Source organism: Methylobacterium oryzae (genome assembly GCF_036441375.1).
In the GTDB taxonomy this organism is placed as follows: domain Bacteria; phylum Pseudomonadota; class Alphaproteobacteria; order Rhizobiales; family Beijerinckiaceae; genus Methylobacterium; species Methylobacterium oryzae_A.
In genome coordinates, this window is record NZ_MLCA01000014.1 from 277373 (window position 1) to 301226 (window position 23854).

Here is a 23854-nt window from a genome sequence, read left to right on the forward strand (position 1 = left end):
GAGCGCAGCGGAGGCCTCGAAGGAGCCCTCCAGCCGGCCGCGCGATCCCTGGAGCCCTCCTTCGAGGCCCGCTGATGCGGGCACCTCAGGATGAGGGCACGGTCTGGACGTCGATCGCTGGGCGTGACTCGCTTCAGTGGCCGGCCGCCGGCTGCGCCGTCGCGACGATGTCGATGTCGACCCCGACATCGAGCGCCACCCACTGGCCCGAGGCCCAGGCCCCCTGCCCGACGCCGAACTCGGTGCGGACGAGGCCGACGCGCCCCACGGCGTGCGCCGACCCGCCGTCGAGGGTCAGGTGGAACGGCAGCGTCACCGGCCGGCTCGTGCCGCGGATCGTCAGCGTCCCGATCGCCGCGTAGTCGCCCTGCCCCTTGTCGACGAAGCGGGTCGCCTCGAAGCGCGCCTCGCTCGCCGCCTTGACGTCGAACCAGTCCTTCTGCGGCAGCGCCTGGTCGCGCTGGACGTCCCCGGTCCGCGCGCTGGCGAGGTCGACCAGCACGAGCGCGTGCCCCGCCTCGGGCTTGGCGGGGTCGAGATCGACCGCGGCCTTGAACCGCTCGAACCGCCCGGTGAACGGCACGCCGACCTGCACGCCGGAGAACCGGATCGCGCTCCTGGCCGGGTCCACCGCCCACTCGGCGGCGGCGGCCGGCAGGGTGACGGCCTGGAGAGCCGCGAGCAGGCAGAGGTGACGCGCGTTCATCGGGACGGCTCCACGGTGAGGGTGGGCGACGGCCGGCGCCCCGGCAGCATGCGGCGCAGCACGTCGTCGCGCAGGAGGAGGTGGTGGCGCAGGGCCGCCGCCACGTGGACGGCGAGCAGGGCCGCCAGGAACCACGCCCCCAGGGCGTGAACCCGCTTGAGGAGACCCTCGGCGGCGCCCGGATCGGGGACGAGGTCCGCCAGCGGCAGGTGGGGCCAGGGCACGAGCCCGTACAGCACCGTCGGGATGTTGAACGGCGACAGCGACACCACGGCCCAGCCGGTCAGGGGCAGCCCGACGAGGAGGAGGTACAGCAGGGCATGCGCCGCCGCGGCGGCCCGGCGCTCCGGCGCCGGCATCCCGGCCGGGTGCGGCGGCGGCCGGTGGGTCAGGCGCCAGAGGACGCGCAGGGCCGTCAGCGCCAGCACGGTGATCCCGACGGATTTGTGCCACTGGTAGAGCTGGAACTGGCGCAGCGGCGCCAATTCCGCATGGGTCATGGTCAGGCCGAGGCCGATCAGGACGAGCACGGCCAGCGCGCTCGCCCAGTGCACCAGGATCGCCACGGCGGAGTACCGCCGCGCGGGGACCCCTCTCGCCATGGCGGATCCCCTCAGGTCAGTCCTGCTTCTCGAAGGCGCCCGCGATGGTGAGGTGCAGCTCGTCGCCGATCAGCGGCACGTAGGTCTTCACCCCGAACTCGGAGCGCTTGAGCGTGCCGGTGGCCTCGAAGCCGACCGTGACCTTCTTGCTCAGCGGGTTCACGCCGGCGCCGACCAGGGTGACGTCGAGGGTCACCGGCTTGGTCACGCCGTGGAGCGTCAGGTCGCCCGTCACCTTCGCGTGGTCCTTGCCGGCGGGCACGACCTTGGTGGACACGAAGGTCATGTCGGGGAACTTGGCGGCGTCGAGCCACTGGTCGCCCTTGAGCTCGTCGGTGAGCTTGGCGCTGGTCGTCGCCACCGAGGCGACCGGGATCTTCACCGACAGCTTGGCGGAGGCCGGGTTCTTCGGCTGCAGCTCCAGCGTGCCGGACACGTCCGAGAAGCCGCCCGCGTAGTTCGAGAAGCCCATGTGGGAGACCCGCCAGCCGACCTGGGTGTGGCCGGGATCGACCGCGTAGGTGCCGGCCTGGATCTGCGCAGGGTCGCGGGTCGGCGGGGTCTGGGCCAGCACCGGGGTGGCGACCAGCAGGGCCAGAAGGCCGGAGGCGAGAATCGACTTCAAGGGTGTCTCCTGCAGAGCAGAGGGTCGAGCGCGATTCGCTGCGCCGCAGCAGCCCTGTAGACCCGTTCACGCCACCGGTTGAGCCTGCTATCCGGAACCCCATGGTTGCGAGAACGGAAACCTTCCGGGGCGGACTCGAGGATGTGCGCGCCTTCTGCGCCGTGGTCGATCTCGGCACGGTGACGGCCGCGGCCGCGAGCCTGCAGGAGACCAAGGGCAGCGTCAGCCGGCGGATCTCCCGCCTGGAGCGGGCGCTCGGCGCCCGGCTGATGGCGCGGACCTCCCGGGCGGTGTCGCCGACCGCCGAGGGGCTCGCCTTCTACGCCAAGGCCCAGGAGAGCCTGACGCTCCTCGACGAGGCGGCCGAGACCGCCCGCGACGCCCGCACGGTGCCGGCCGGGCACCTGCGGATCACGACCTCGATCGATTTCGGGATCGAGGTGATGCCCGAGATCGTCGCGAGCTTCCGGGCCGCCCACCCGCAGATCACCGTGGAGATGCTCAACACCGACGCGCGCCTCGACCTCGCGGCCAACCGGATCGACCTCGCCCTGCGGCTCGGCGGCGCGGAGGAGACCGGCTACCGCGCCATGGTCCTCGCCACCCTGGCGCTCGCCCTCTACGCCGCCCCCGCCTACCTGGAGCGCCGCCCGGCCCCGACCGACCTCGCGGGCCTGCGCGACCACGACCTGATCCTCGCCCGGGAGCGGATCGGCGCGGCGGGGCTGACCCTCTCCGACGGGCAGGGTCGCACGGAGCCGCTCTCCCTGAGCCCGGCGATCCGGGTCAGCGACTTCGCGACCGCGCACCGGCTCACCCTGGCGGGCGCCGGGATCGGCCATCTCCCGAGCCTCGTGGCCGCCCGGGCGGTCGAGGCCGGGCAGATCGTGCGCGTGCTCAGCCCCTGGGCGACCCGCAGCAGCCGGCTGCGCGCCGTCACCCTGGCCGGACGCGAGCTGCCGGCCCGCGTCCAGGTCTTCCGCGAGCATGTCCGGACCGTCCTGGCCTCGCGGGGCTGTCCCCGCGATGTCGCGGAACTCGACAGTGAATACAGATAAAGAGATTTGTTTGTCTGTATATGCGCTCTACAGACGTCTATATCGATAAATTTTTACGGGATGTCGTAGCGTCCGGTTGAGGCGCCGCGCGCATGCTGCGACGCAGCGGCAAGCTCGGCCGCCCGGTCGGAGCCCCGCGGGGTCCGGCCCGCCGCGTGTCACATCTGGATATCGGTCATGTCCCTCCGCAGCCGGTGCCTGCGCGCCCTCGTGTTCGCCGGGATCCTGGCGCTGGTCGGGATGGGCATCAGCCTCGGGACGGCGCGGGCCGCGCTGCCGGCCACGACCCGGCTGGTGCTGCAGAGGGCGGGCCGGTACATGCCGACCGACCTCTACCTGCGCCGCGGCGACACCGTCGCCCTGCGCAACAGCGACGCGCGGCTGACCCACCACGCCTTCATCGAGGCGGACCGGTTCACGTTCGACGCCGGCACTCAGGAGCCCGGCGCCGAGACGCGGCTCACCCTGGCCGAACCGGGCGATTTCGTCATCCAGTGCGGCATCCACCCGAAGATGAAGCTCACCCTCCACGTCGAGTAGGGCTTCGGGCCGCGGCGCCCGGCTCAGCCGTCGCGGCCGAGGCCCAGGCCCCGGATGATGTCGCCGATCGGATCGATCTTCTGCGACGGGGCGGCCGCCGGCGCGGCGCGGGGCTCGACCATCATCGGGAGCCCCGCCTGCGGATCAGATGACGCCGGCTTCGACCTTGAGCTTCTGGACGAGCTCGGCCGCGGAGGCGACCTTCACGCCGGCCGAGCGGCCCGGCGGTTCGGCGGTCTTCAGCACCGTGAGCCGNGCCCGCGCCGCGGTCGGCGCGCCGGCCCTGGACCGGCCCCCCGTCCCGGCCCTCGACCCGAGCCTCAAGCCGAGCCTCGGCCTGCCCCTCAGCCTGCCCCTCGGCCTGCCCCTCGGTCCGGGTCCCGAGCCAGACCACGTGCTTCGGGCCGCTGCCCCGGCCGCTCGCGTGGACGCGCAGCTCGTCGACCGCGAAGCCGGAGCGCTGCATCCGGCTCTTGAACTTCCGGTCCGGCGCGCCCGACCAGACGCCCAGGATGCCGCCCGGCCGCAGGGCCCAGCGGGCGCGCTTCAGGCCCCAATTGTCGTAGAGCCGGTCGTTCGCCTTGCGCATCAGACCCTCCGGTCCGTTGTCGACGTCGAGCAGGATCGCGTCGTAGCGCCCGGGGCCGGCCTGGATCAGGCGGTTGACGTCGGCCTCCTGCAGGTCGACCCGCGCGTCGTCCAGGCAGCCGGCGAAGACGTGGGCCAGCGGCCCCCGGGCCCAGGCGACCACGGCGGGCACCAGTTCGGCCACCACCACCTGCGCCTCCGGCCCGAGGCCCTCGAGCGCCGCCCGCAGGGTGAAGCCCATGCCGAGGCCGCCGATCAGGATCCGGGCCCGGGGCCGGTCCTGGAGCCGCGCGCAGGTGAGGGACGCGAGCGCCACCTCCGAGCCGCTGCGCCGGTTGTTCATCAGCTCGATCGTGTCGGCCATGATGGCGAACTCGTCGCCGCGCCGCATCAGGCGCAGGTCGGTGCCGCCGCCGGGCACGGATCCGGTGTCGAGATGAACCCAGGGTATCACGCGCGCGTCCTCGTTTGCCGGCGCCCTGTCGTGCGGGCGGCGGAGAGATCGCGGCGGGAGCGAGGCGGCGCCGGAGCGGCAGTGCGCGCCGCGCAACCCCCCGCCCGGCACCGCGCCTTGCCGCGACCGATTCCGGCGGCGTATCAGCACCTATGGCCAAGCGCATCAAGTCGAGACCGCAGGAGCGGGGCTCCGTTCTGTTCGATATCGTCTTCACGGACGGGTCCCGGGCCTCGAACCGGCGCGTGCCGGCCGAGATCCTCGGCGGCCTCGACGGCGACGAGCCCGCCCGGCAGCTCATCGAGGAGCAGGAGGAGGAGATCGCCCGCAAGGCCGGACGGCCGGGGCGCGCGATCGAGAGCCTGACCCGCTCGCCGATCGTCAAGCCGAAGCCGATCGCCTGACCGGGGCGGCCGGGAACGGCCCGGGGGCTGTCAGGCGCTCTCGGCCAGCCGGCGCGCGACCTCCTCGCGCAGGGCCTCGTTCATCGCGGTGAACCGGGCCTGCATGCGCGTCCTCAGCCACGGGAACAGGCCGGGGGCGAGCAGGCCCGCGACGGTCTCCGCCTGGACGAGGCGGACCCCGTCGGCGGTCTCGGTGATCCGGACCTCGTGCTCGCCGATGAGCAGGGGCGGCACCGGGATGCCGCCGCGCCACGTGAGCCGCCGGCCGGGCTCCCAGCAGGTCACCGTCACCTGGCGTGCCCGGTAGGCGCGGCCGTTCAGGGTCCGCTCCAGGCGCCAGCGCGCGCCCTCGCGCAGGCGGCCCTCCGCCTTGCGGATATAGGGATTCCACGCCGGGTAGGAATCCAGGTCCGTCAGCACGGACCAGACCAGTCCGGCCCGCGCGGGGATCGCGATCTCCGTGCTGCTGATCCGAACGCCCGTCATCCGTCCCTCCCGGCGATCCGCCGACCGTTCGCGCCGGCCGCTCCCGCTCTCCGAGAACGCGCACCGCCCACCCCGCGGTTCAGACCACGGTCCAGCCGCCGCTCCGGGCGGGGCTCAGACCGCGCCCTCGACCACCTCCAGCGCCCGCAGGATGGCGAAGCCGATCCGCTCGGCCTCCGCCTCCGCGTCGGCGGGGAGCAGCGCCACGGTCTCGACCCCCGGCTCGTCCTCGGGGCCGACCACGATCCGGATGACGTCGCCCTCGGGCGCCGACGGATCGCGGATCAGGCCGACCCGGTGGCCAGCCCCCGTGCCGAAGACGCGCAGGGGCGCCTGGACCGGATCGGGCTCCGGCGCGGGGGTGCGGGGGACGCCGAAGGCGGGGCGGATGACGTTGTCGTCGGACATGCGGGAACCCAGTCTCCGTTCGTGCGCGGCCGGCGGCGCGCTCAGGCCTGCCCGGCCCGAGGGCCGGCGAGGCCGGCCGTCGCCAGCACCGCGTCGGCCAGAACCTCCAGGCCGGCCCCGGCCCAGGCCGGCGTGATGCTCTCGGCCTCGTTGTGGCTGATCCCGCCGTGGCAGGGGCAGAACACCAGGGCCGCCGGCACCGCGCGGGCGCAGTAGACGGCGTCGTGGTAGATCGCCGTCGGCATCCGCGTCCAGGCGTGGCCCCGCGCCTCGGCCGCCGCCTGGACGCGGTCCACCAGGACCGGGTCGAACGGGGTCGGCGGCGCCCGCCAGAACTCCGCGACCGCGATCGAGACGCCGCGCTCCGCCGCCAGGGCGTCGGCCCGGGCCCGGATCTGCGCCCCCATCGCCTCCAGCTGCGCGGTGTCGCCGTGGCGGGTGTCGAGGCTGAACCAGACCCGGCCGGGCGTGATGTTGCGGCTCGCCGGCTCCGCCTGCAGCACGCCGACGGTGGCGCGGCCGCGCTCCCCGCCCGCGCCGACCGCCGCCCCGGCGATGCCTTCGAGCGACGCGATCAGCGCCGCCGCGGCCATCATCGCGTCGCGCCGGCCCGCCATGGGGCTGCCGGCATGGGCCTCCTCGCCGAGCACCGTGATCTCGTACCAGATCTGGGCGAGCGCCCGGTCGACCACCCCGACGGTGAGGCCCGCATCCTCCAGGCGCTTGCCCTGCTCGATGTGGAGCTCGAAATAGGCGCCGATCTCGCGCAGGGCGGCCGGATCCGCCGCCCCCTGCCAGCCGATGCGCCGCAGCTCGTCGCCGAAGGCGTGGCCCGCGAGGTCCCGGGTCGCCAGGATCCCGGCCTCCGGGACGATGCCCATGGCGACGCCGCTGCCGCTCATCGGCGGCGCGAAGCGCGCGCCCTCCTCGTTGCACCAGTTGATCAGCAGGAGCGGCGCCTCGGTCTCGATCCCGGCCTCGTGCAGGGCGCGCATGATCTCCAGCCCGGCGAGGACCCCGAGGGGGCCGTCGAACTTGCCCCCGGTGGGCTGGGTGTCGAGGTGGCTGCCGACGGCCACGGGCCTGCGGCCCGGGTCGCGCCCGGGGCGGTGGAAGATCATGTTGCCGACCCGGTCCACGGTGAGCGTCAGCCCCGCCGCCTCGCCCCAGCGCCGGAACAGGGCGCGCCCCTCGGCGTCGCGGTCGGTCAGGGCCTGCCGGTCGTTGCCGCCGTTGGGCAGCGCGCCGATCCGGGCGAGGTCCATCAGGCTGGCCCAGAGCCGGTCCTGCGAGAGCGGGAGGTTGATGCGGTCCACCGTGCGATCCATGGCGCCTCTGCTGAAGGCCTCTCGGGCCGAATGCCTACCGGAGGGTGCAGGTTACGGCGCACCGGCAACCCGCACCAGGGCAAGTCCGGCGCGCGTCCCGATCCCGCGGCGCCGACGGCGCGGTGGCCCCGACAATCCGCGGGCCGGAACGCGGATTCCCGGCGGATCGCGGCGTCTACCGATCATTTGTGGTCGAACTCTCCGCGCCCGGCGCCGTGAATCCGGTCTTCGTGCCGCGTCGGGGCGGCCGAGGATTGTCGAGATCCGCGGTGTCTGGAGCCGAAGTCTTGATCATCCGCAATGCAACCCGGTGGCCGAAGCCCGCGAGGCCGTGCCAGAAGCCGTTCGGGCGGCCGATACTGGACTTCCGGCCTGCGGACTGCATGTGTCGCGGGTCAACCTGTTCGCCACTGTACGATTGTCGATTGTAGCCAGTTCGGAGGAGATTCCATGGCGCTGGCTTCCACGGCGGCCTCTGCCCTGCAGGCCGCCGGTTTCGTCGGGACCTGGGACACGGACGTCCGGGCCGGCCGGTCGGTGCTGGATTCCGGCGCGGCGTCGCTGATGGCGGGGGATCCGGGTCTCGCCGGGACGCCGCTGCCGCTGGACGCCGCCCTCGGCCGCATCCACCCGGCCGACCGGGACTGGGTGTTCGGCCGGATCCACCGCGTCCGCCGGACCGGCGGCCCGGTCTCGCTCGAGTTCCGCGTCGTGACCGGCACGGGCGAGACCCGCTGGATCCTCAACCGCGGCTGCGTGACGCCGGCTTCGGACGGCGTGCTGCACGGGCGCGGCGCCTATATCGACGTCACGGATCTCCACCGGCACGCGACGCGGGCCGCGGAGATCGACGGTGCCAGCAACGGCGCGACCGACGAGGCGATGAACGGCACGATGAACGGGGCGGACCTGAACGCCGCGGCCGACCACGGCATCCAGATCCACGCGGCGCTGGAGCGCCACGGCGACCCCTATCTGCGGGCGGTCTCGCAGATGCTGCTCCTCGGGATCGGCCGCGCGCTGGCGCGGCGCGAGTTCTGAGGAGCCCGGCGGCTGCGATCCGCCTCAGGTCCGCCAGGGATGGGCCGGCAGCTCGGTCCGGCCGATCGCCTTGGCGCCGGCCTCCGCGACGGCGTGGTCGTTCTCCACCGTCGAGCCGCTGACCCCGATCGCGCCCGACATGACGCCGTCGGCGTCGACGATCGGGATCCCGCCCGGGAAGGTGATCAGCCCGTCGTTCGAGTGCTCGATCCCGTAGAGCGGGCCGCCCGGCTGGGACAGCTGGCCGATCTGGCCGGTCATCATGCCGAAGAACACCGAGGTCTTGGCCTTCTTGTGGGCGATGTCGATCGACCCGACCCAGGCATCGTCCATGCGGTGGAACGCCTTGAGATTCCCGCCGGAATCGACCACCGCGATGCACATCTGGGTGCCGAGCTCCACGGCCTTCGCCCGGGCGGCCGCGATCGCCTTCTCGGCCTGCTCGATCGTCACGTGCATGGGACACTCCCGTTCGCGTTGTTGGCGCGACAGCCTGTGACGGTTTGAAGCGGCCGATGCAAGATCAACCGCAGGTCGGCAGCGCGCGCGGCCCGCGCCGTCAGCCGGCGCGCTCCCGGACGGCGCGGATGCGCTCCAGGAGGTCGGCCGCCAGCGCCGTGCAGGCGGCGGAATCCGGGCAGGGGCGCTTCCACACCACCCGGCCGTCGCGCAGGACGATCCCCGCCTCGGCGGCCAACGCGGTCAGCGGCCGGTCGGGGCGCAGGTCGGCCGCGACGNCCGGTCGCCCCGTTCAGCCACGCGGTCGAGGTCGACGGTTTCGTCTTCGTCACCGGTCAGATGCCCGACACTCCGGACAGGCCCGGAATCCTGCCCGACGGGATCGAGGCGCAGACCCGCAACGTGATGGCCAATCTCGGGACGGTCCTGGCCGGCCTCGGCCTGGGCCTCGAGAACGTCGTCGTGGCGCGGCTCCCCGGCCGCCTCGGTGGCGGTGAGCCGGCCGTGGGCCGCCACGACGGCGCGCCACGCCTCCGGCGTCAGGTAGAGGCCGTCGCCGGGCTGCGCCGGCGCGTCGCGGGTCTTCAGCCGGCCCCGCGCCTCGTCCATCTGCTCGAAGAAGGCGTCGATCCGGGCCTGCGTGCCGTCCTCGACCGCGAGCCGCGCCCCGGGCACGTAGTCGAGGAGGGTCACGAGGCGCGGGTAGTAGCGGTCCAGGCGGTGCTCCTGGCCGGTGAACGGCTCGAAGCTCTGGCCCGAGCCGGGCTCCAGGATGATCTCGGTGGCCGGGTCGATGACGAGCGCGTCGGCCTCCGCCACCGAGCGCTGCGAGATCGCGTCGTAGGAGCGGATCGCGGTGACGCGGCCCTCCGCGTGCTCGATCCGGCAGGGGCGCGGCGCGGCGGCGGGAAACACCTCCAGGGTGCGTCCGCGGACCGCGATCTCCCCGGGCTCGTCGACCCGCTCGTCGAGGATGTAGCCGAGGCGCTTGAGGTCGGCGGTCGCGGCGGCGACGTCGAGGGAGTCGCCGACCCGCAGGGTCACGCGGGCCGCGGCCCAGGTCTCCGGCGGCGGCACGCGCTGCACGAGGGCCGGGGCGGTCGTCAGCACGAAGTCCGGCAGCGCGTCCCGGTCGGTCAGCCAGCGCATCACGGCGGCCCGGGCGCCCATCGTCGCCCGCGACGGCGAGGCGTGGTCGAAGGGCAGGCAGTCCCACTCGGGATAGACCGCGACCCGCGCGTCGGGCTCCAGCGCCCGCAGGGTCGCGGCGAGCTCCTCCAGGCGGCGGGCGTCCCGGGCGACGTGCACCACCGGCGCGCCCCCCTGGGCGAAGGCCAGGAGCGCCACCGCCAGGGCGCCGGTGGGCATCAGCGGCGCGTCCTCCAGCCCCTGCTGGGCGCCCGCCTTCGTCCTGCGCTTGGCCATGCCTGATCCGAACCCGTCCCTCGTGAGCCGGCAACGCCGCACCCGCCCCGCGGGCTCCCGGCCGCGGCGATCCGATCCACACTTAACCAGCACCGCCCGCCGCCCACGGACCGGCGCGCCGCCCGGCGCGGCGGGGGCGGACGGCGCGCGGAGATCCCCGCCGCGCCCGGATTAGATCGGCTGTACGGCGCGGCCTTGGACAGTGACTGTGGAACGGCGAGGCCGCCGACGATCTAGCGGCCGCTCCGACAGAATGTCGAGTATTGGACGATCACGGAATGCTTGGGCTGATCCCACCGCCGGAACCGTGATGCAGAGTTACACTAGGGAGACGCGGGCGTGTGGGCTATGAGGGTCCCGTGTCGCGGAACGAGACAATACCCCGGCTGTCGGGTTTCGAGCCCCAGCACCCCCAGCGGCTCGCCGCCCTGCGCGCCTACGCGATCCTCGACACGCCGCCGGAGCGCGAGTTCGACGAGATCGCCGAGATGGCCGCCCAGGCCTGCGGCACGCCGATGGCCCACATCAATTTCGTCGATGCCGACCGGCAGTGGATCAAGGCCGCGTTCGGCCACGCCGCGCGGACGATGCCGCTCGATTTCGGCTTCTGCACCGAGGCCATGCGCGAGGACGGCGTCCTCGTGCTGCCCGATCTGACCGCCGAGCCGGAGAGCGCCGCCAACCCCCTGGTGACCGGCGCGCCGCACCTGCGCTTCTACGCCGGCGTGCCCCTGGTGACGCCGGACGGCTGGGCCATCGGGACCCTCTGCGTCCTCGACCGCGTGCCGCGCACGCTGACCGAGCAGCAGCTCTTCATCCTGAAGGCGCTCGCCCGGACGGTGATGACGCAGCTGGAAACCCGCAACGCCGAGGCGGCCCTGCGCCGGAACGAGGAGCGCTACCGCTCGCTGTTCACCTTCATCGATTCCGGCTTCTGCCTGGTCGAGCTGCGCTTCGCGGAGGACGGCCGGGCGGTCGATTACCGTTTCCTGGAGGCCAACCCCGCCTTCGAGCGGCAGACCGGCCTGACGGACGTGGTGGGGCGGTGGATGCGGGACCTCGTGCCCGACCACGAGCAGCACTGGTTCGACCTCTGCGGCCGCGTCGCCCTGACGGGCGAGCCGGTCCGGGTCGAGCAGGCCGCCGAGGCGCTCGGCCGCTGGTACGACGTGCACGCCTATCGGGTCGACGGGCCGGGGCGGAACCGCGTCGCGATCCTGTTCAACGACATCACCGAGCACCGGCGGAGCGCGATCGCGCTGCAGGCCCGGGAGGCGGAACTCCGGCTGGTCGCGGACGCGATGCCGGTCCTGATCGCCTTCATCGGCCGCGACCTCACCTACCACTTCGCGAACGCCGCCTACGAGACCTGGACCGGCCAGGGGTCCGACGCCGTCGTCGGTCGGACCGTCCGCGACCTCCTCGGCCCCGGGCCGTTCGAGGCCCGGCGCTCCGGCATCGAGCGGGCGCTGGCCGGGCAGGAGGTCCGCGAGGAATGGGCCTGGACCTTCCCGAACGGGGAGGCCCGGATCGCCGACACCCGCTACCTGCCGCGCCGCGGCCCGGACGGCCGCGTCGACGGGTTCTACGTCTTCGCCCACGACGTCTCCGACCGGAAGCGGATCGAGGTGCTGCTCAAGTCGCGGGCGGAGCGCCTGGAGGCGCAGGTCGCCGCCCAGTCCCGCGACCGCGACCGGGTCTGGACGCTGTCGCCGGTTCTGAAGCTCGTCGCGGACCGGGACGGGCAGGTCCAGTCGGTGAACCCCTCCTGGAGCCGGGCGCTCGGCTGGTCGGAGGCCGAGACCCTCGGCCGGGCGGCCCTGGACTTCGTCGCGGCCCCCGAGCGCGCGGCGGCGCAGGCGGCGCTGCGCCCCCTCTGCGACGGACAGCGGGTGGAGGATGTCGAACTCGCCTGCCTGACGCACGACGGCGACCGGCGCCGGGTGCTCTGGACCGTCGTGCCGGAGGACGGGCTGTTCTACGGCTTCGGGCGCGACATCACCGAGCAGCGCCAGGCCGAGGAGGCCCTGCGCCAGTCGCAGAAGCTCGAGGCCATCGGCCAGCTCACCGGCGGGGTGGCGCACGACTTCAACAACCTCCTGACCATCATCCGGTCCTCGGTGGAGTTCCTGCGCCGGCCGGAGCTGGCCGAGGAGCGCCGGCGCCGCTACCTCGACGCCGTCTCCGACACGGTCGACCGGGCGGCCAAGCTCACCGGCCAGCTCCTCGCCTTCGCGCGGCGCCAGGCGCTCAAGCCCCAGGTGTTCGACATCGGCGCGCGGCTGCGCAGCATCGCCGACATGCTCGATTCGGTCACCGGCGCGCGCATCCGCGTGGTGATCGACCTGCCGGAGACGCCCCGCTACGTGCGCGCCGACGAGAGCCAGTTCGAGACCGCGCTGATCAACATGGCGGTCAACGCCCGGGACGCCATGGACGGGGAAGGCAGCCTGACCCTGCGCCTGGAGGGCGACAGCCCGATGCCGCCGATCCGCGGGCATGCCGGCGCGCGGGGGCCGTTCGTGGCCGTGCGGGTCTCCGATACCGGCGCCGGCATCCCGGACGCGGATCTGGGCCGGATCTTCGAGCCGTTCTTCACCACCAAGGAGGTCGGCAAGGGCACCGGCCTCGGGCTCAGCCAGGTCATCGGCTTCGCCAAGCAGTCGGGCGGCGACATCGACGTGGCGAGCGCGCTCGGCCACGGCACGACCTTCTCGCTCTACCTGCCGCAGGTCGAGGCGCCGGTCGCGGCCTCCGAGGCCGACCGCGATCCCCGCCGGGCGGCGGAGCCGCGGCGGGGCCTGTGCATCCTCGTCGTGGAGGACAATCTCGGGGTCGGGCGCTTCTGCACCCAGATCCTGGAGGATCTGGGCCACGCGCCGGTCTGGGCGAAATCCGCCGAGGAGGCGCTGGCCGAGCTCGACCGGGCGCCGGACCGGTTCGACGTGGTCTTCTCCGACGTGGTCATGCCGGGCATGGGCGGCTTCGCCCTCGCCCGGCAGCTGCGGAGCAACCGTCCCGACCTGCCGGTGGTGCTGACCTCGGGCTACAGCCACGTCCTGGCCAAGGACGACGCCCACGGCTTCGCCCTCGTGCGCAAGCCCTACTCGGCCGAGCAGCTCGCCCAGGTCCTCTACGAGACGGCGCAGCGGGGCGGGCGACCGGCCGCCCCGGCCCCGCGGCCGGGCACGGCCTGACGCCGATCCCGATTCACAGTCCTCGCCGGAATTCTCCCGCAGCGTACGCGGCGATATTCCCGAATATCGGATCCGGATGTAGTCTATCCCATCGACCATCGGGGCCTAGACTGCCATGCCGCTGACCGGACGATTCTGGTTCCGCCGGACCTGGACCGGCAAGCTGATCCTGCTCGTCGAGGAGGAGCGCGGGCGCTGGTTCCGGCGCCGGCTCGGGCGCATCCTGCGCTGGCGCGACGCGCGGCTCCTCGACCTCGCCGAGGCGCCCCTGCGGGGGCTCATGACGCTGGAGCGGACCTACCGCGCCGAGTTCGGCCCCGGCGAGCCGCGCCGCCCCGCCGGCCTCACGGCGGTCCCGGGCGGACTCGCCCTGCCGCGCGGCGCATCGGACCCAGGAACAAGGCCGCCGCTGTCGGGTTGACGGGAGGCAACACAGCGACGCGTCGCTGTCTTGCAGCCCCTCGTGGGCGTTTCCTCCCTAGACTTTCGGACCGTTCTCCTGGGGGCGGTCCTTTTTTTGCTGCCGTCCCACGGTCCTCAACCGGGAACGCGGCGGAAAGTTCTCACGAATCTCTCAGGAACTCTTGCCGGGGCCGTCCTCCGCGGCGCCGGCCTCGAGGGCCAGCAGCGCGAAGGTCGCGAGCCAGTGCTCGCCCATGTAGTCGCCCGTCACGTGCGGGAGGCCCGCCGCGAGGTGGTCCTCGGCGGCCGCGCGGAGCGGCGGCCGGCGGGGATCGTCCGGCCCGAGGGCGGCGGCGAGCGCGCGCAAACACCACGCGCGGCTGAGATTCAGCCCGTCGAGATGGGCGATCTTCCCGTCCGAGCGGTCGGTCACGGTGGCCGGGCGGAACAGGGTCGCGGGCCGGGCCGCCGCGAGACCGGGCAGGAACCGGTCGAACCAGGGCCCGAACAGCGCGGGCGGCAGCAGCCGGCGCATGCATTCCGCCTCGATCAGGGCCGAGGAGAGGAAATCGTCGCCGCCGGGCTCGCCCCAGGCCGGGCAATCCGCGTCGTCCCCGTACCAGCGCAGGGCGGTGTCGCGCAGCAGGGTCTGCAGCCCGGCATCGCGCGCGCCCTCCGCGTAATCGGCCGCCAGGCGCAGCGCGAAGGCGGTGTTGAAATGGGTCCCGACCCGCACCGGGTAGGCCGCCACCGGCAGGAACTCCGCGAATCGCCGGGCGATGATCCCGGCCAGCGGCGCCAGGGCCTCGGACCAGCGGCGCTCGGGGAATGCGGCGAGCTCGTCGGCGAGCTTCAGGAGCCAGCCCCAGCCGTAGGGCCGCTCGAAGCCCCGGGCGGTCGGGGCGTCGAAATAGGCACATTCCCCCGCCACGGTCGCGGGGGTCAGCTGCGCGTCGAGCCGGGCGCGGATCGCCGGGGCCTGGGGGCCGTCCGGGAACAGCCGCAGCACGCGCGCCAGCAGCCACGTGCCGTGGACGCAGGAATGCCAGTCGTAGCTGCCGTGGAAGGCCGGGTGCAGGGCCGCGGGGGTGCGGGCATCCCCCGGCCCGGCCAGGACGTGCCCCGGCTTGTTCGGATACTCGCGGCCGACATGGCCGAGGGCGACGGCGGCGAAGCGCGCGGCGATGTCGGGGGTGAGCGTGGAAGCGGGCGCGGGCGTCATCGCGGCATTCCGGCGGGGACTCGGCGGGGACTCGGCGGGGACTCGGCGGCCGCCGGCATAGCGGGTTTCCCGGTGCGGCGTCAGGCCCCGCGGATCCTTTGGCGGCGCGGCCCCGGATCGGCTATCGCGGAGCGGACGGGCCGGACGCGCCGGCCTCACCGGGAGCCCCCATGCGCCGCGCGCCGCCCGCCGCCCTCCTCGTCGCGGCCTTGTCGGCCGCCGCGGCCCTGTCGGTCGCCGCCGCGCCGGCCGCCGCCGCGCCGGACCCGAGCCGATCCCTACACGCGGGCGCTTGTCGCGGCGGTGCCGCATGCCGGCAGGCGCCCGGCGCGCGCGGCCCCGGCGGCGGGGCCGCCGCTCTTGGAGATCGAGGCGCTCTCGAAGACCTTCACCCTGCGGCAGGGTTGGTTCCGCCCGCCCCGGCAGGTGGTCGCCGCGGACGCCCTCTCCCTCACCCTGACTGCCGGCGAGACGGTGGCGGTGGTCGGCGAATCCGGATCGGGCAAGTCGACCCTGGGCCAGATGATCCTGCGCCTGGCCGAGCCGGATTCGGGGCGCGTCACCTTCGAGGGCCAGGATCTCCTGGCCCTGCGCGGCGAGGCCCTGCGGGCCGCGCGGCGGCGCATCCAGATCGTGTTCCAGGATCCGTTCGCGGCGCTGAACCCGCGCCAGAGGGTCGGCGACGCGATCGCCCGCGGGCCCATGGCCTACGGGGCGCCGCGGGATCGGGCGATGGCCGAGGCGCGGGCGCTGCTCGACCGGGTCGGCCTCAAGGCGGCCGCGGCGGACCGCTTCCCGCACGAGTTCTCGGGCGGCCAGCGCCAGCGCATCTGCATCGCCCGGGCGCTGGCGTTGAAGCCGCGCCTCCTCGTGGCCGACGAGGCGGTCTCGGCCCTCGACGTCTCCGTGCAGGCCCGCGTGCTCGATCTGCTCGCCGAACTCCGGGCCGAGTACAACCTCGCCATGCTGTTCATCACCCACGACCTGCGCATCGCCGCGCGGATCGCCGACCGGGTGGCGGTGATGCAGCGGGGCCGGATCGTCGAGGCCGGTCCGGCCGAGACCCTGTTCGCCGCGCCCGCGCACGCCTACACGCAGGGGCTGATCGCGGCGATCCCGGGCCGGCGCCTGTTCGGCGGCCTGGGAGAGCCGCCCATGCCCGAGGCGCTGACGGCCTGAGCGCCCCGTTCGGGCCGCCGCGGACGCAGATTGCGGTGTCGTGGAAGGCGCCGCCGGTGCTGAGCCGATCAGCGCGGTGATCCCGCCGCCCGTGAGGACGCGCTCGGCCACCATCACATTCGGCTGCTGTACCAGCAGGCGATGATCGTCCTTCGGCACGATGCGGTCGGAGTAGCGACGCCGGGCCGCGTTCACGCTGCTTGTGCTAGATCATCCTCCTCCTGCACATCGCCATGAGCTCGGCTTCGAGCCCATAACGCCCTTCGGAACACAACCGCACAAGTTGCCTGAAGTACCCGCCCGGGTTCTTGATGCGGATCTCACCCCGTCGCGCGTCGTCGTCATGGAGCTGCGCGACGATCAGCACGAGCACGGAAGCTCGGAACGGGCCCAGGGCCTCGCACGCCTCGCTCCAGGCAGACGGATGTGCACCGATTCCGCCCCGCATCAAACGGCCGATCTCGATGACGTCCGCTTCCGTTTCGAGTTTAACGCCGAATTCAGCAGCCACCGGGCAGGCAGCCGCAACGAGCGCCGGTTCGGGCAGACGGATCAGCCCAGGCTCCTCCTCGGGAGCCTTTGTACAAGGATCGGTAGGAGATCCGGTGTCTTGTTCTAAGTGGCGGCCGGAATTGCCGGCACAGGCGGCCTGATAATACCGTTCCTCGGCCATTACCTGAAGTTCCCCCCAGGCTTCGAGAACGATGTCGGGATCGGCGCCGGAGGACCGTCTCTTCGGCGTGCTGCGCTCCAAGGACTCTTGCGCCGCAAGCAGATCGGCAGCGTCAGTTCTGGGAAACTTCGTGAGCAGGCCGCCGAGGGCCTCTGACACCGCGCGGCGGCGGATGGTCAGGAGATCGAACGAGCGTCGTCGCTGGGCGTCCCTGGCGGTCGCCTCCAGGATAGCGCTTGCCCATTCGCCCCTCCGCGCGACGATCGGGGTCAGGTCGAAGCCGTAAGCGTCGATAATGGCGCCGCCTGACGCGCGGATGGCGAAGCGCTTGCCGTTCGCGCTGTCCCGCGGCGTGATAACTTCCAGCGCCACAAGGTCCCGCAAACCGTAGCGAAGCGCGCGCTCCGACAGACCGGTCATCCCGCACAAGTGCTCGTTGGAGGGCCACACGATCAAGCGCTCCCAGGCCTGCTCACCCCACACGGCGCAGAGCGCCGAGAGGATGGACCGCAGGGCAGGGCGAAGGCGCAGAGCCTTGGCGGCTTCCCGGCCTGCCGCCGAGAGCTCCCTGCGCGAGATCGTCCGCCCGTCATCGAGCGCGCGTCTGCGACCGGCGAGCGCGGCGCGCGTGAGCGGCCGGCCACCGGAATGAACTGTCTCCACCTCGTTCGCCTCCTCGCTGGAGGCAAAGCGGGACCGTTCACCCCGAAGGGTGTTCTTGACGACGACCTGGGGGAGGGGGCATAAAGGAGGTGCGAATCGCCTGTCGCGCCCCATCCCAGGGTATGTCAGGTCCGAAGGCCTCGAGGTTCCCGCCTCGGGGCCTTCTGCTTTGCCCGTTACGTCATGCCGTTTTCTCCTCGAAGGCAGACGCGAGCGCCCACTCGATCGCCTCGGTGCGGCTCTTGAACCGACCGTTCTGGATCGCTTGGTCGATGACGGCCTTGACCGACGGCTTCAGCCACACGTTCTGCTGGGTCATGCCCTTCTGCTTGAGAGCCTCCCTGCGACGTGTCTGACGGCGAATGTCCGCCGCCTTCAGCTCGGCCAGCCGTTCCTCTGCGGTCATCGGTCCCCGCCCGATTCTGCCAACGTGACTGTTCATGTGGACCGATTCTGCAAACCGAGTCCAGCCGCAGCCGAGATTCGTGCGGGGATGGGTGAGTTTGTTAAGGGCGGCCTGCTTCGCGGCGACGTCACGCGCTTTGCCAACCGCCAGCGCGACGGCCGTCACGGTGGCGAGGCGAGGTGCGGCGTTCGGGCCGATCTTCGGCACCGCGCCGATCCTTGCGTGGCATCCGCGCGTCGAGCCGTGCCGCCGGGTCCGGCGCACGAGATGACCTATCGTCTGGCCCGGAACGCGCGGTCCGCCATGCGGCCAACGCCGAACGGGTCCGAGCCGAGCCGAAGGGTCAGGACTGCGCCACGGGAGAGGCGACCGTCGCGACCGCGGATCTGCGATCGGTGCCCGCAGGCCGGCGCTCACGCGGTCTGATTCAAATGGGCGAGGAGCGTGCCAGCGTCCGCGACGCGGGCCCGAATGGCTTTTCCGGTCTTAGCCGCCTCGTGCGTGACCACGACGCTGGCGCTCGGCTCCACCCGTGAGCGGAGGAGCGGCCTTGGTCCGTATCGGGCATGGACGCGCGTCTTGCGGGGCGCCGTCCCGCACGCGATGGACGCGGTCAACCGAGGTCGATGCCGCCGCGTCGTCGAAGCGGGACCGCTTCGGCCGGGACGCTGCTCTCAGGCGAGATGCGCGACGAGCAAGGCCCGCGCGCGGCTCACCCGACTCTTCACCGTCCCGGTCTGGCAGCCCATCACCTCCGCGGCCGCCTCGTAGGTCAGGCCTTGGGCGCCCACGAGCAGCAGAGCCTCGCGCTGCAGTTCCGGCAGCTTGCCGATGTGAGCCCAGACGATCTGCAGATCAGAACCGTGCTCCTGGGCCGCGGGCGCGGTGAGTTGCGCAGCGGCAGCGCCGTTCACATCCTCGATCTCGCGCTTCCGCTTGCGACACTCGGTGTAGAACTGGTTGCGCAGGATGGTGCAGAGCCATGCCTTCAGGTTCGAGCCTGGTATGAACAGGTCCTGCCGTGCCCAGGCCCGGAGCACCGTCTCCTGAACCAGGTCATCGGCTCGCGAGGCGTCCCCGACCAGCGACAGGGCGAACGCGCGGAGGCCTGGGAGGGCTTCCGTCAGTCCCGCGCGAAAGACGACAGCGTGTTCGCGGCGCGGCCCCTCGAGCGCCGCGTCGAGCCGCGCGACGAGGTCGAGGAGGCGCGGCGGCGTCTGCGCCCGCGTCACGGCCTCGTAGGCGGCACGCAGGTGCATACCGAGATGATCCCGCACGTCGGCGGGCAGAGTGGCCAGTTCCGGGAGGGCCTGTCGCCTCAGCGGGCCGGCCTCGCAGTCTTCAGCAACCAACGTGTCCGTCAAGTCACGTCCTTTCAAAGCGCTCGCTGCACGGTCCGATCCCGGACCGCGGTGCGTCTCGCCTGCCCCCCGACGAGCCGTAGCGGGCCAGCCAGCGAGGGCGGGCCGAACACGCGCGTCATCAAGCGTTCACCCCCAGATAGGGCCGGCCATCTGACTGTACAGTGAACATCTAACCCCGCAAGCGCGGGATCGTTCTCCGCGGCCGACGCGTTGGCACTCGCTCCGGCCTGCGACGAGCCGAAGTGATGAAGAACCGCGAAGATCATCGCGTGCAATCAGGCCGGAACCGCGATGGTCGCCGAGCCTCGGCGAGGAACACCGAACCGTGTTGAAGGTGGCGCAACGTCGGGAGGAACGCTCGATCGCCGCGAGACTGTGAGCTGCGTGCGCGGTGCCGCTGTTGCCCGCCAGTTGAGGATCCATTGGGCAGTGCCGATGCCGCAAAACGTCGACTATCGGATTATAGACAGGCCGGATGGTCAGTTCGAAGTCGTGGTGAAGCTCGCGTCCGGCAAGATCTTCCGCCGCTCCGGATGCATCTCGCGTGCCGAGGCCGATACATGGATCGAAGGGTTGCGGATGCTGATGGCCGCGATTGGCGCACCCGTATCGATTGCCGACGCGACCCCGGAAGATATCTCGACCGACGGATCACAGACGATGCACAATGCCGGGCACTCCGAGCCCTGAGGGCGCAACGGTGATTTTCAACCCGGGAACGAGCCCGCGGGCGCCTCGCCCGTCGAAGAGTTCCCAAGCCCTGAGGCGTCGATGGCCTACCCTTCGCCGGGTCCGGTCCTCGCGGAACTATCGCCGAACAGGATTTCGTGGGTTATCGGATCGTAGAAGCGCATGACGTTTCGGACAAACGCTCTCGGCTCGATCTCCAGCGCCTCGGCCCAGGCGCGGTACCGATCCGGAGGAATGCGGCCACGCCCGGTCTCCAGCTGCGAGATGAAGGTATAGTATTCCGCGCCGACGAGCGCCGCGAGCTGCCGTTGTGACAGGCCGCGTGCCTCCCTCAGCTCCTTCAAATACCGTCCGCCTTCCCGTCGCAGCTCCAGCACCTCCTCGGAGTCCAGGCGTTGCTGATGGGCATACACGGGGTTTCGCCTTCCTACCGACCGAGGCCGCGTCACGCGGTGCTAGTACAGCAAGTACCATATAGCCGTGACCCGCCTGCGCTGTCCAGACACGCGTCGGCCACCTTCGCCTCCAAGCGTGTGCCGATGCTTGGCAGGTATCCGAATAGCGCTATCATCATCGCGTCTGGAACGATTTGAAGGAGCGCGCCGAATGCGGCATTGCTGGTGAGTGTCTCCGGACATCGGCCGGCGAATGTCTAGAATTGGACACGCGATCTACGCCCGCAGATCTCAGATCCCGCGGGCCGAGATGCGAGACATACGAGACTCTTGGCCAGTAGGAACGCCGATCGCGCCTATCGATCGCAGGAAGAGGGCAGTATGGGCGATCATTCGCTGCAATCGGCACTGACTATCGGTCTGCGCTCGCTTCGCCCGGTCCTGGCGACGGCCATGGCGTTCGGGCTCTTCATCAATCTTTTGCTGTTCGTCAGCCCGCTCTATATGCTCCAGATATACGACCGCGTTATCCCGAGCCGAAATGAGACGACCCTGGCGGGGATCACGCTGATCGCGGCGTTCGGCCTCGCCGTCTACGCGATCCTGGAGATGCTGCGCGCTCGCCTCCTGGTGCGCGGCGGTGTGGTGTTCGACCAGAAGATCGCCACGCCGATCTTCGATGCCGCACATCGTGGCACGCTGATCCGGCCCGGGGCGCAGCACGACACGGCGCTGCGCGACGTGGATGTCCTGCGCGAGTTCCTGACGGGCAGCGGCATGCTGGCCTTCTGCGACCTTCCATGGATACCGATCTTCCTGCTCGCCTGCTTCGTCCTCCATCCCTGGTTCGGCTGGATGGCACTCGTGGGCGGCGGCACGATCCTCGGTCTCACGTTGCTCAACGAGATCGCGACCCGTCGAACGCTCGACGCCGCGAGTCAGGCCTCGCGCGAGGCAGGTCAGGACGCCGCCGCGGCCTTCCGAAACGGAGAAGTGCTGCAGGCCATGGGCATGGTGGCGTCCATGCGCGGGCGCTGGGAGCGGCGCCACGACGATGTCTTGCTCCTTCAGGCTCGTGCGAGCGACCGCGCAGGCCTGATCCTTGCTGCGACGAAGTTCGTCCGCATGCTGCTTCAGACCCTTGTGCTGGGCGCGGGCGCGTATCTGGCCATTCACCGCGAGATCTCGGCCGGATCGATGATTGCGGCGTCGATCATCATCGGCCGTACCCTGGCGCCGATCGAGGCCGTCGTCGGCAACTGGAAGGGTTTCACGGCCGCCCGAGCCAGTTATCGGCGATTGAGGGATCTCATCGCCGTCGCCGGCTCGGAGACGCGCCGCCTCGTGTTGCCGCGGCCACGCGGCCTGATCGAAGCCGAGAACATCTCAGTCGCGGCACCCGGCTCGACGCGAGCCATCCTCAAGGCGGTGAGCTTCCGGCTCGAGCCCGGCACCGTCGTGGGGATCATCGGTCCGAGCGGAGCCGGCAAATCGACCCTCGTGCGCGCGCTCACCGGGGTCTGGCCCCTGCACGAAGGCACCGTGCGCGTCGACGGCTCCGACCTGCGTCACTGGGACAAAGCTTTGCTCGGACAGCACGTCGGTTACCTGCCTCAGGACGTCGAACTGTTCGACGGGACAGTCGCGCAGAACATCGCGCGGTTCGCTTCCGAGGACGACGCGCGCGTCATCGAGGTCGCCCGTCAGGCCGGCTGCCACGAGCTGATCCAGTCCCTCCCGGAGGGATACAACACGGTGATCGGGCGGGGAGGGCACGGGCTGTCCGGCGGCCAGCGGCAGCGCATCGCGCTGGCCCGCGCCCTCTACGGCGAGCCGAGCCTGGTCGTGCTCGACGAGCCGAACGCGAGTCTCGATCAGCTCGGTGAAGCTGCGCTGATGCGCGCCGTCGCAGCCCTGAAGCAGTCGGGGACGACGGTTGTGATCGTGACCCACAAGGTGAGCCTGCTGGAGGAGGCGGACCGCATTCTGCTCTTGAGCGACGGCAGCGTACCGGTCTCCGGCGCGCCGGAGCAGGTTCTCTCCCACCTCACCGGTCAGCGACCGATCCCGACCCTGGTGCCGCCGGTCGGCCCGCCGCCATCGCAAAGCCGTCGAGGCTCCGAAGCGCAGCGGAGTGCGGGCTAAGCGATGACCGTCTCCCGACCCGCGCTTCCGAACCCGTCACCTGTGCGGCGAACGCCCGTCGGGGAGCGGCCGGGTGCCGCGGGCCTGACGAACTGGCGCTCGTACGCCGTCGCCGGCTACGCGGTCATCTTCGCGACGTTCGGGGTCGTCGGCACCTGGGCCGCCTTCGCGCGCCTCGACCGGGCGGTCATCAGTCCCGGGGTGGTCGTCGCGGAAGGCAGCCGCAAGGTGGTGCAGCATCTCGAAGGCGGCATCGTTCAGGAGGTGCTGGTCCGGGACGGGCAGACCGTTCGCGCGGGAGACGTCCTGTTGCGCATCGATCCCGTGCAATCGCGTGCCAGCAACGATCTGCTTCGCGGCCAGCTCGACGCGGCCCTGGTCCTCGAAGCCCGCTTACGTGCGGAGCAGGGTCAGGCGCCAGACCTGCTTCTGCCGCCGGACATCGCGGCGCGACGCGGTGATCCTGCCGTCTCCCGCATGATCGACGATCAAGCCAGTCAGCTGTCGGAGCGGCGCGCGTCCTTTCAGGCACAGCTTGCCCTCATCGAGGCGCGCGTCACGCAGCTGAAGACGGAGATTTCCGGACTCGCCGTCGAGAAGGCCTCGGTCGAGCAGCAAGTCACCCTGATCCAGCAGGAGCTGGAGGGCCTGCGCGGCCTGCGCGAGAAGAACCTCATCCCGCTCTCGCGTGTCCTGATGATGGAACGCGAGCACGCTCGCCTGGAAGGCGTGATCGGGCGGTCCGTGGCGGAGACCGCCAAGGCGCAGAACGGCATCAACGAGGCGGGGATGCAGACTGCGCAGCTCAAGCAGAAGCTTCAGGAGACACTGACAGCGCAGCTTCTGGACACACGCCAGAAGATCGCCGAACTGCGCGAGAAGCTCATCGTGGCTCAGGACGTCCTCCGCCGTCACGAGGTCCGGGCCTCGCATCAGGGCGTCATCCAGGGATTGAAGGTTTACACGATCGGGCAGGTGGTCCGCTCGGGCGAACCGCTGATGGAGATCGTTCCGACCAACGACAGGCTGGTGGTCAGCGTGCAATTCGCGCCGAACGACCTTGAGGCCGTTCATGCCGGCATGCGGGCCGAGGTGAAGTTCCCGGCCTTTCAGACGCGCCGCACGTCGGCTATCTTCGGGACGCTGACGATGGTGTCCCGCGATCGTCTGATCGACGATGGCACGAAGCAGGCTTATTTCGCCGGCACCGTCGAGATCGACGACCGCCAACTGCCGGACGACGTACGATCGCGTCTCCTGGCGGGGCTTCCCGCCGAGGTCGTCGTCTCCGCTGGCGAGCGCACCGCGCTCGACTATCTGGTGGCGCCGTTCTTCGATGCTCTAGGGCGCGGTTTCCATGAACGATAGACTCCACTCCTCAGCCAATTCGCGGA

The 23854-nt window shown here is 71.7% G+C and carries 22 protein-coding genes and 5 pseudogenes; 11 read left to right on the top strand and 16 right to left on the bottom strand.

Annotation, left to right across the window (positions count from 1 at the left end; genetic code table 11):
* Positions 1–133: 133 nt before the first annotated feature.
* The 3 genes from MOTC310_RS24980 to MOTC310_RS24990 are packed head-to-tail and all read right to left on the bottom strand — an operon-like array spanning position 134 to position 1933.
* The gene (locus MOTC310_RS24980; protein WP_331303722.1) at positions 134–706 is read right to left on the bottom strand and encodes a YceI family protein; all 573 of its coding nucleotides are present in this window, start codon (positions 704–706) and stop codon (positions 134–136) included.
* Positions 703–1308: a cytochrome b gene (locus MOTC310_RS24985; protein ID WP_331303723.1), complete on the bottom strand. Its 606-nt coding sequence runs from the start codon at positions 1306–1308 to the stop codon at positions 703–705. Before MOTC310_RS24985 ends, MOTC310_RS24980 begins: the two co-directional genes overlap by 4 nt.
* Positions 1309–1324: 16 nt before the next feature.
* The gene (locus tag MOTC310_RS24990; protein WP_331293030.1) at positions 1325–1933 is read right to left on the bottom strand and encodes a YceI family protein; all 609 of its coding nucleotides are present in this window, start codon (positions 1931–1933) and stop codon (positions 1325–1327) included.
* 101 nt (positions 1934–2034) lie between these two features.
* Between MOTC310_RS24990 and MOTC310_RS24995 the strand changes: the two genes are divergently transcribed.
* Positions 2035–2991 carry a LysR family transcriptional regulator gene (locus MOTC310_RS24995; protein ID WP_331303724.1) on the top strand — a complete coding sequence of 319 codons (957 nt, stop codon included), beginning with the start codon at positions 2035–2037 and terminating at the stop codon, positions 2989–2991.
* Positions 2992–3168: 177 nt separating this feature from the next.
* Entirely contained in the window at positions 3169–3531 is a 363-nt protein-coding gene (locus MOTC310_RS25000; protein WP_331303725.1) for a cupredoxin domain-containing protein, read from the top strand.
* 144 nt (positions 3532–3675) lie between these two features.
* Here MOTC310_RS25000 and MOTC310_RS25005 read toward each other — a convergent pair.
* Positions 3676–3786, bottom strand: a pseudogene (locus MOTC310_RS25005) (electron transfer flavoprotein subunit beta/FixA family protein); the annotation flags it as partial.
* Between the two features lie 118 nt (positions 3787–3904).
* Positions 3905–4573: pseudogene (locus tag MOTC310_RS25010) on the bottom strand (polyamine aminopropyltransferase); the annotation flags it as partial.
* Positions 4574–4725: 152 nt separating this feature from the next.
* On the opposite strand from MOTC310_RS25010, the gene MOTC310_RS25015 reads away from it, so the two are divergent.
* Positions 4726–4977: a hypothetical protein gene (locus MOTC310_RS25015; protein ID WP_331293033.1), complete on the top strand. Its 252-nt coding sequence runs from the start codon at positions 4726–4728 to the stop codon at positions 4975–4977.
* Positions 4978–5007: 30 nt separating this feature from the next.
* Here the strand turns inward: MOTC310_RS25015 and MOTC310_RS25020 are convergent, their stop codons facing one another.
* The 3 genes from MOTC310_RS25020 to MOTC310_RS25030 form a co-directional block, all read right to left on the bottom strand.
* A complete protein-coding gene (locus MOTC310_RS25020; protein WP_331293034.1) occupies positions 5008–5463 on the bottom strand; it encodes an SRPBCC domain-containing protein in 456 nt (151 codons plus the stop codon).
* A gap of 114 nt (positions 5464–5577) precedes the next feature.
* A complete protein-coding gene (locus MOTC310_RS25025) occupies positions 5578–5871 on the bottom strand; it encodes a hypothetical protein (RefSeq protein ID WP_331293035.1) in 294 nt (97 codons plus the stop codon).
* 41 nt (positions 5872–5912) lie between these two features.
* Positions 5913–7199, bottom strand: coding sequence for an allantoate amidohydrolase (locus MOTC310_RS25030; protein WP_331303726.1), 1287 nt, complete (start codon positions 7197–7199; stop codon positions 5913–5915).
* Positions 7200–7649: 450 nt separating this feature from the next.
* Here MOTC310_RS25030 and MOTC310_RS25035 point away from each other — a divergent pair, with 450 nt between their 5' ends.
* Positions 7650–8240, top strand: coding sequence for a PAS domain-containing protein (locus MOTC310_RS25035; protein WP_331303727.1), 591 nt, complete (start codon positions 7650–7652; stop codon positions 8238–8240).
* A 24-nt stretch (positions 8241–8264) separates the two neighbouring features.
* Here MOTC310_RS25035 and MOTC310_RS25040 read toward each other — a convergent pair whose 3' ends face one another.
* Both MOTC310_RS25040 and MOTC310_RS25045 read right to left on the bottom strand, forming a co-directional pair.
* Positions 8265–8699, bottom strand: a complete 435-nt coding sequence (locus tag MOTC310_RS25040; RefSeq protein WP_331303728.1) for a GlcG/HbpS family heme-binding protein — start codon at positions 8697–8699, stop codon at positions 8265–8267.
* A gap of 100 nt (positions 8700–8799) precedes the next feature.
* Entirely contained in the window at positions 8800–8937 is a 138-nt protein-coding gene (locus tag MOTC310_RS25045; RefSeq protein ID WP_331303729.1) for a hypothetical protein, read from the bottom strand.
* Positions 8938–8960: 23 nt separating this feature from the next.
* Here MOTC310_RS25045 and MOTC310_RS25050 point away from each other — a divergent pair.
* A pseudogene (locus MOTC310_RS25050) lies at positions 8961–9173 on the top strand (RidA family protein); the annotation flags it as partial.
* Here MOTC310_RS25050 and MOTC310_RS25055 read toward each other — a convergent pair.
* Positions 9168–10124 (bottom strand): annotated as a pseudogene (locus tag MOTC310_RS25055) (DEAD/DEAH box helicase); the annotation flags it as partial. The pseudogenes MOTC310_RS25050 and MOTC310_RS25055 sit on opposite strands and share 6 nt — an antisense overlap.
* 359 nt (positions 10125–10483) lie before the next feature.
* On the opposite strand from MOTC310_RS25055, the gene MOTC310_RS25060 reads away from it, so the two are divergent.
* Entirely contained in the window at positions 10484–13321 is a 2838-nt protein-coding gene (locus MOTC310_RS25060; RefSeq protein WP_331303730.1) for a PAS domain-containing protein, read from the top strand.
* A 115-nt stretch (positions 13322–13436) separates the two neighbouring features.
* Complete coding sequence (locus MOTC310_RS25065; RefSeq protein WP_331303731.1) at positions 13437–13742, top strand: hypothetical protein; 306 nt, start codon at positions 13437–13439, stop codon at positions 13740–13742.
* Positions 13743–13895: 153 nt separating this feature from the next.
* On the opposite strand, the gene MOTC310_RS25070 is transcribed toward MOTC310_RS25065, so the two are convergent.
* The gene (locus MOTC310_RS25070; protein WP_331303732.1) at positions 13896–14945 is read right to left on the bottom strand and encodes a DUF2891 domain-containing protein; all 1050 of its coding nucleotides are present in this window, start codon (positions 14943–14945) and stop codon (positions 13896–13898) included.
* A gap of 273 nt (positions 14946–15218) precedes the next feature.
* On the opposite strand from MOTC310_RS25070, the pseudogene MOTC310_RS25075 reads away from it, so the two are divergent.
* A pseudogene (locus MOTC310_RS25075) lies at positions 15219–16124 on the top strand (ATP-binding cassette domain-containing protein); the annotation flags it as partial.
* A 205-nt stretch (positions 16125–16329) separates the two neighbouring features.
* On the opposite strand, the gene repC reads toward MOTC310_RS25075, so the two are convergent.
* The 3 genes from repC to MOTC310_RS25090 form a co-directional block, all read right to left on the bottom strand.
* Positions 16330–17460 carry a plasmid replication protein RepC gene (repC, locus tag MOTC310_RS25080; protein WP_331293050.1) on the bottom strand — a complete coding sequence of 377 codons (1131 nt, stop codon included), beginning with the start codon at positions 17458–17460 and terminating at the stop codon, positions 16330–16332.
* 181 nt (positions 17461–17641) lie between these two features.
* A complete protein-coding gene (locus MOTC310_RS25085; protein ID WP_331293051.1) occupies positions 17642–18073 on the bottom strand; it encodes a hypothetical protein in 432 nt (143 codons plus the stop codon).
* Between the two features lie 467 nt (positions 18074–18540).
* Complete coding sequence (locus tag MOTC310_RS25090; RefSeq protein WP_331293052.1) at positions 18541–19230, bottom strand: sigma-70 family RNA polymerase sigma factor; 690 nt, start codon at positions 19228–19230, stop codon at positions 18541–18543.
* Between the two features lie 291 nt (positions 19231–19521).
* On the opposite strand from MOTC310_RS25090, the gene MOTC310_RS25095 reads away from it, so the two are divergent.
* Entirely contained in the window at positions 19522–19920 is a 399-nt protein-coding gene (locus tag MOTC310_RS25095) for a hypothetical protein (protein ID WP_331303733.1), read from the top strand.
* 86 nt (positions 19921–20006) lie between these two features.
* Here MOTC310_RS25095 and MOTC310_RS25100 read toward each other — a convergent pair whose 3' ends face one another.
* A complete protein-coding gene (locus MOTC310_RS25100) occupies positions 20007–20333 on the bottom strand; it encodes a helix-turn-helix domain-containing protein (RefSeq protein ID WP_331293054.1) in 327 nt (108 codons plus the stop codon).
* A gap of 363 nt (positions 20334–20696) precedes the next feature.
* Between MOTC310_RS25100 and MOTC310_RS25105 the strand changes: the two genes are divergently transcribed.
* Together MOTC310_RS25105 and MOTC310_RS25110 are read left to right on the top strand one after the other, a co-directional pair.
* On the top strand, positions 20697–22460 hold the full coding sequence (locus MOTC310_RS25105) for a type I secretion system permease/ATPase (protein ID WP_331303734.1): 1764 nt from the start codon (positions 20697–20699) through the stop codon (positions 22458–22460).
* Positions 22461–22463: 3 nt separating this feature from the next.
* On the top strand, positions 22464–23828 hold the full coding sequence (locus MOTC310_RS25110; protein ID WP_331293056.1) for an HlyD family type I secretion periplasmic adaptor subunit: 1365 nt from the start codon (positions 22464–22466) through the stop codon (positions 23826–23828).
* The last annotated feature ends 26 nt before the right edge of the window (positions 23829–23854 follow it).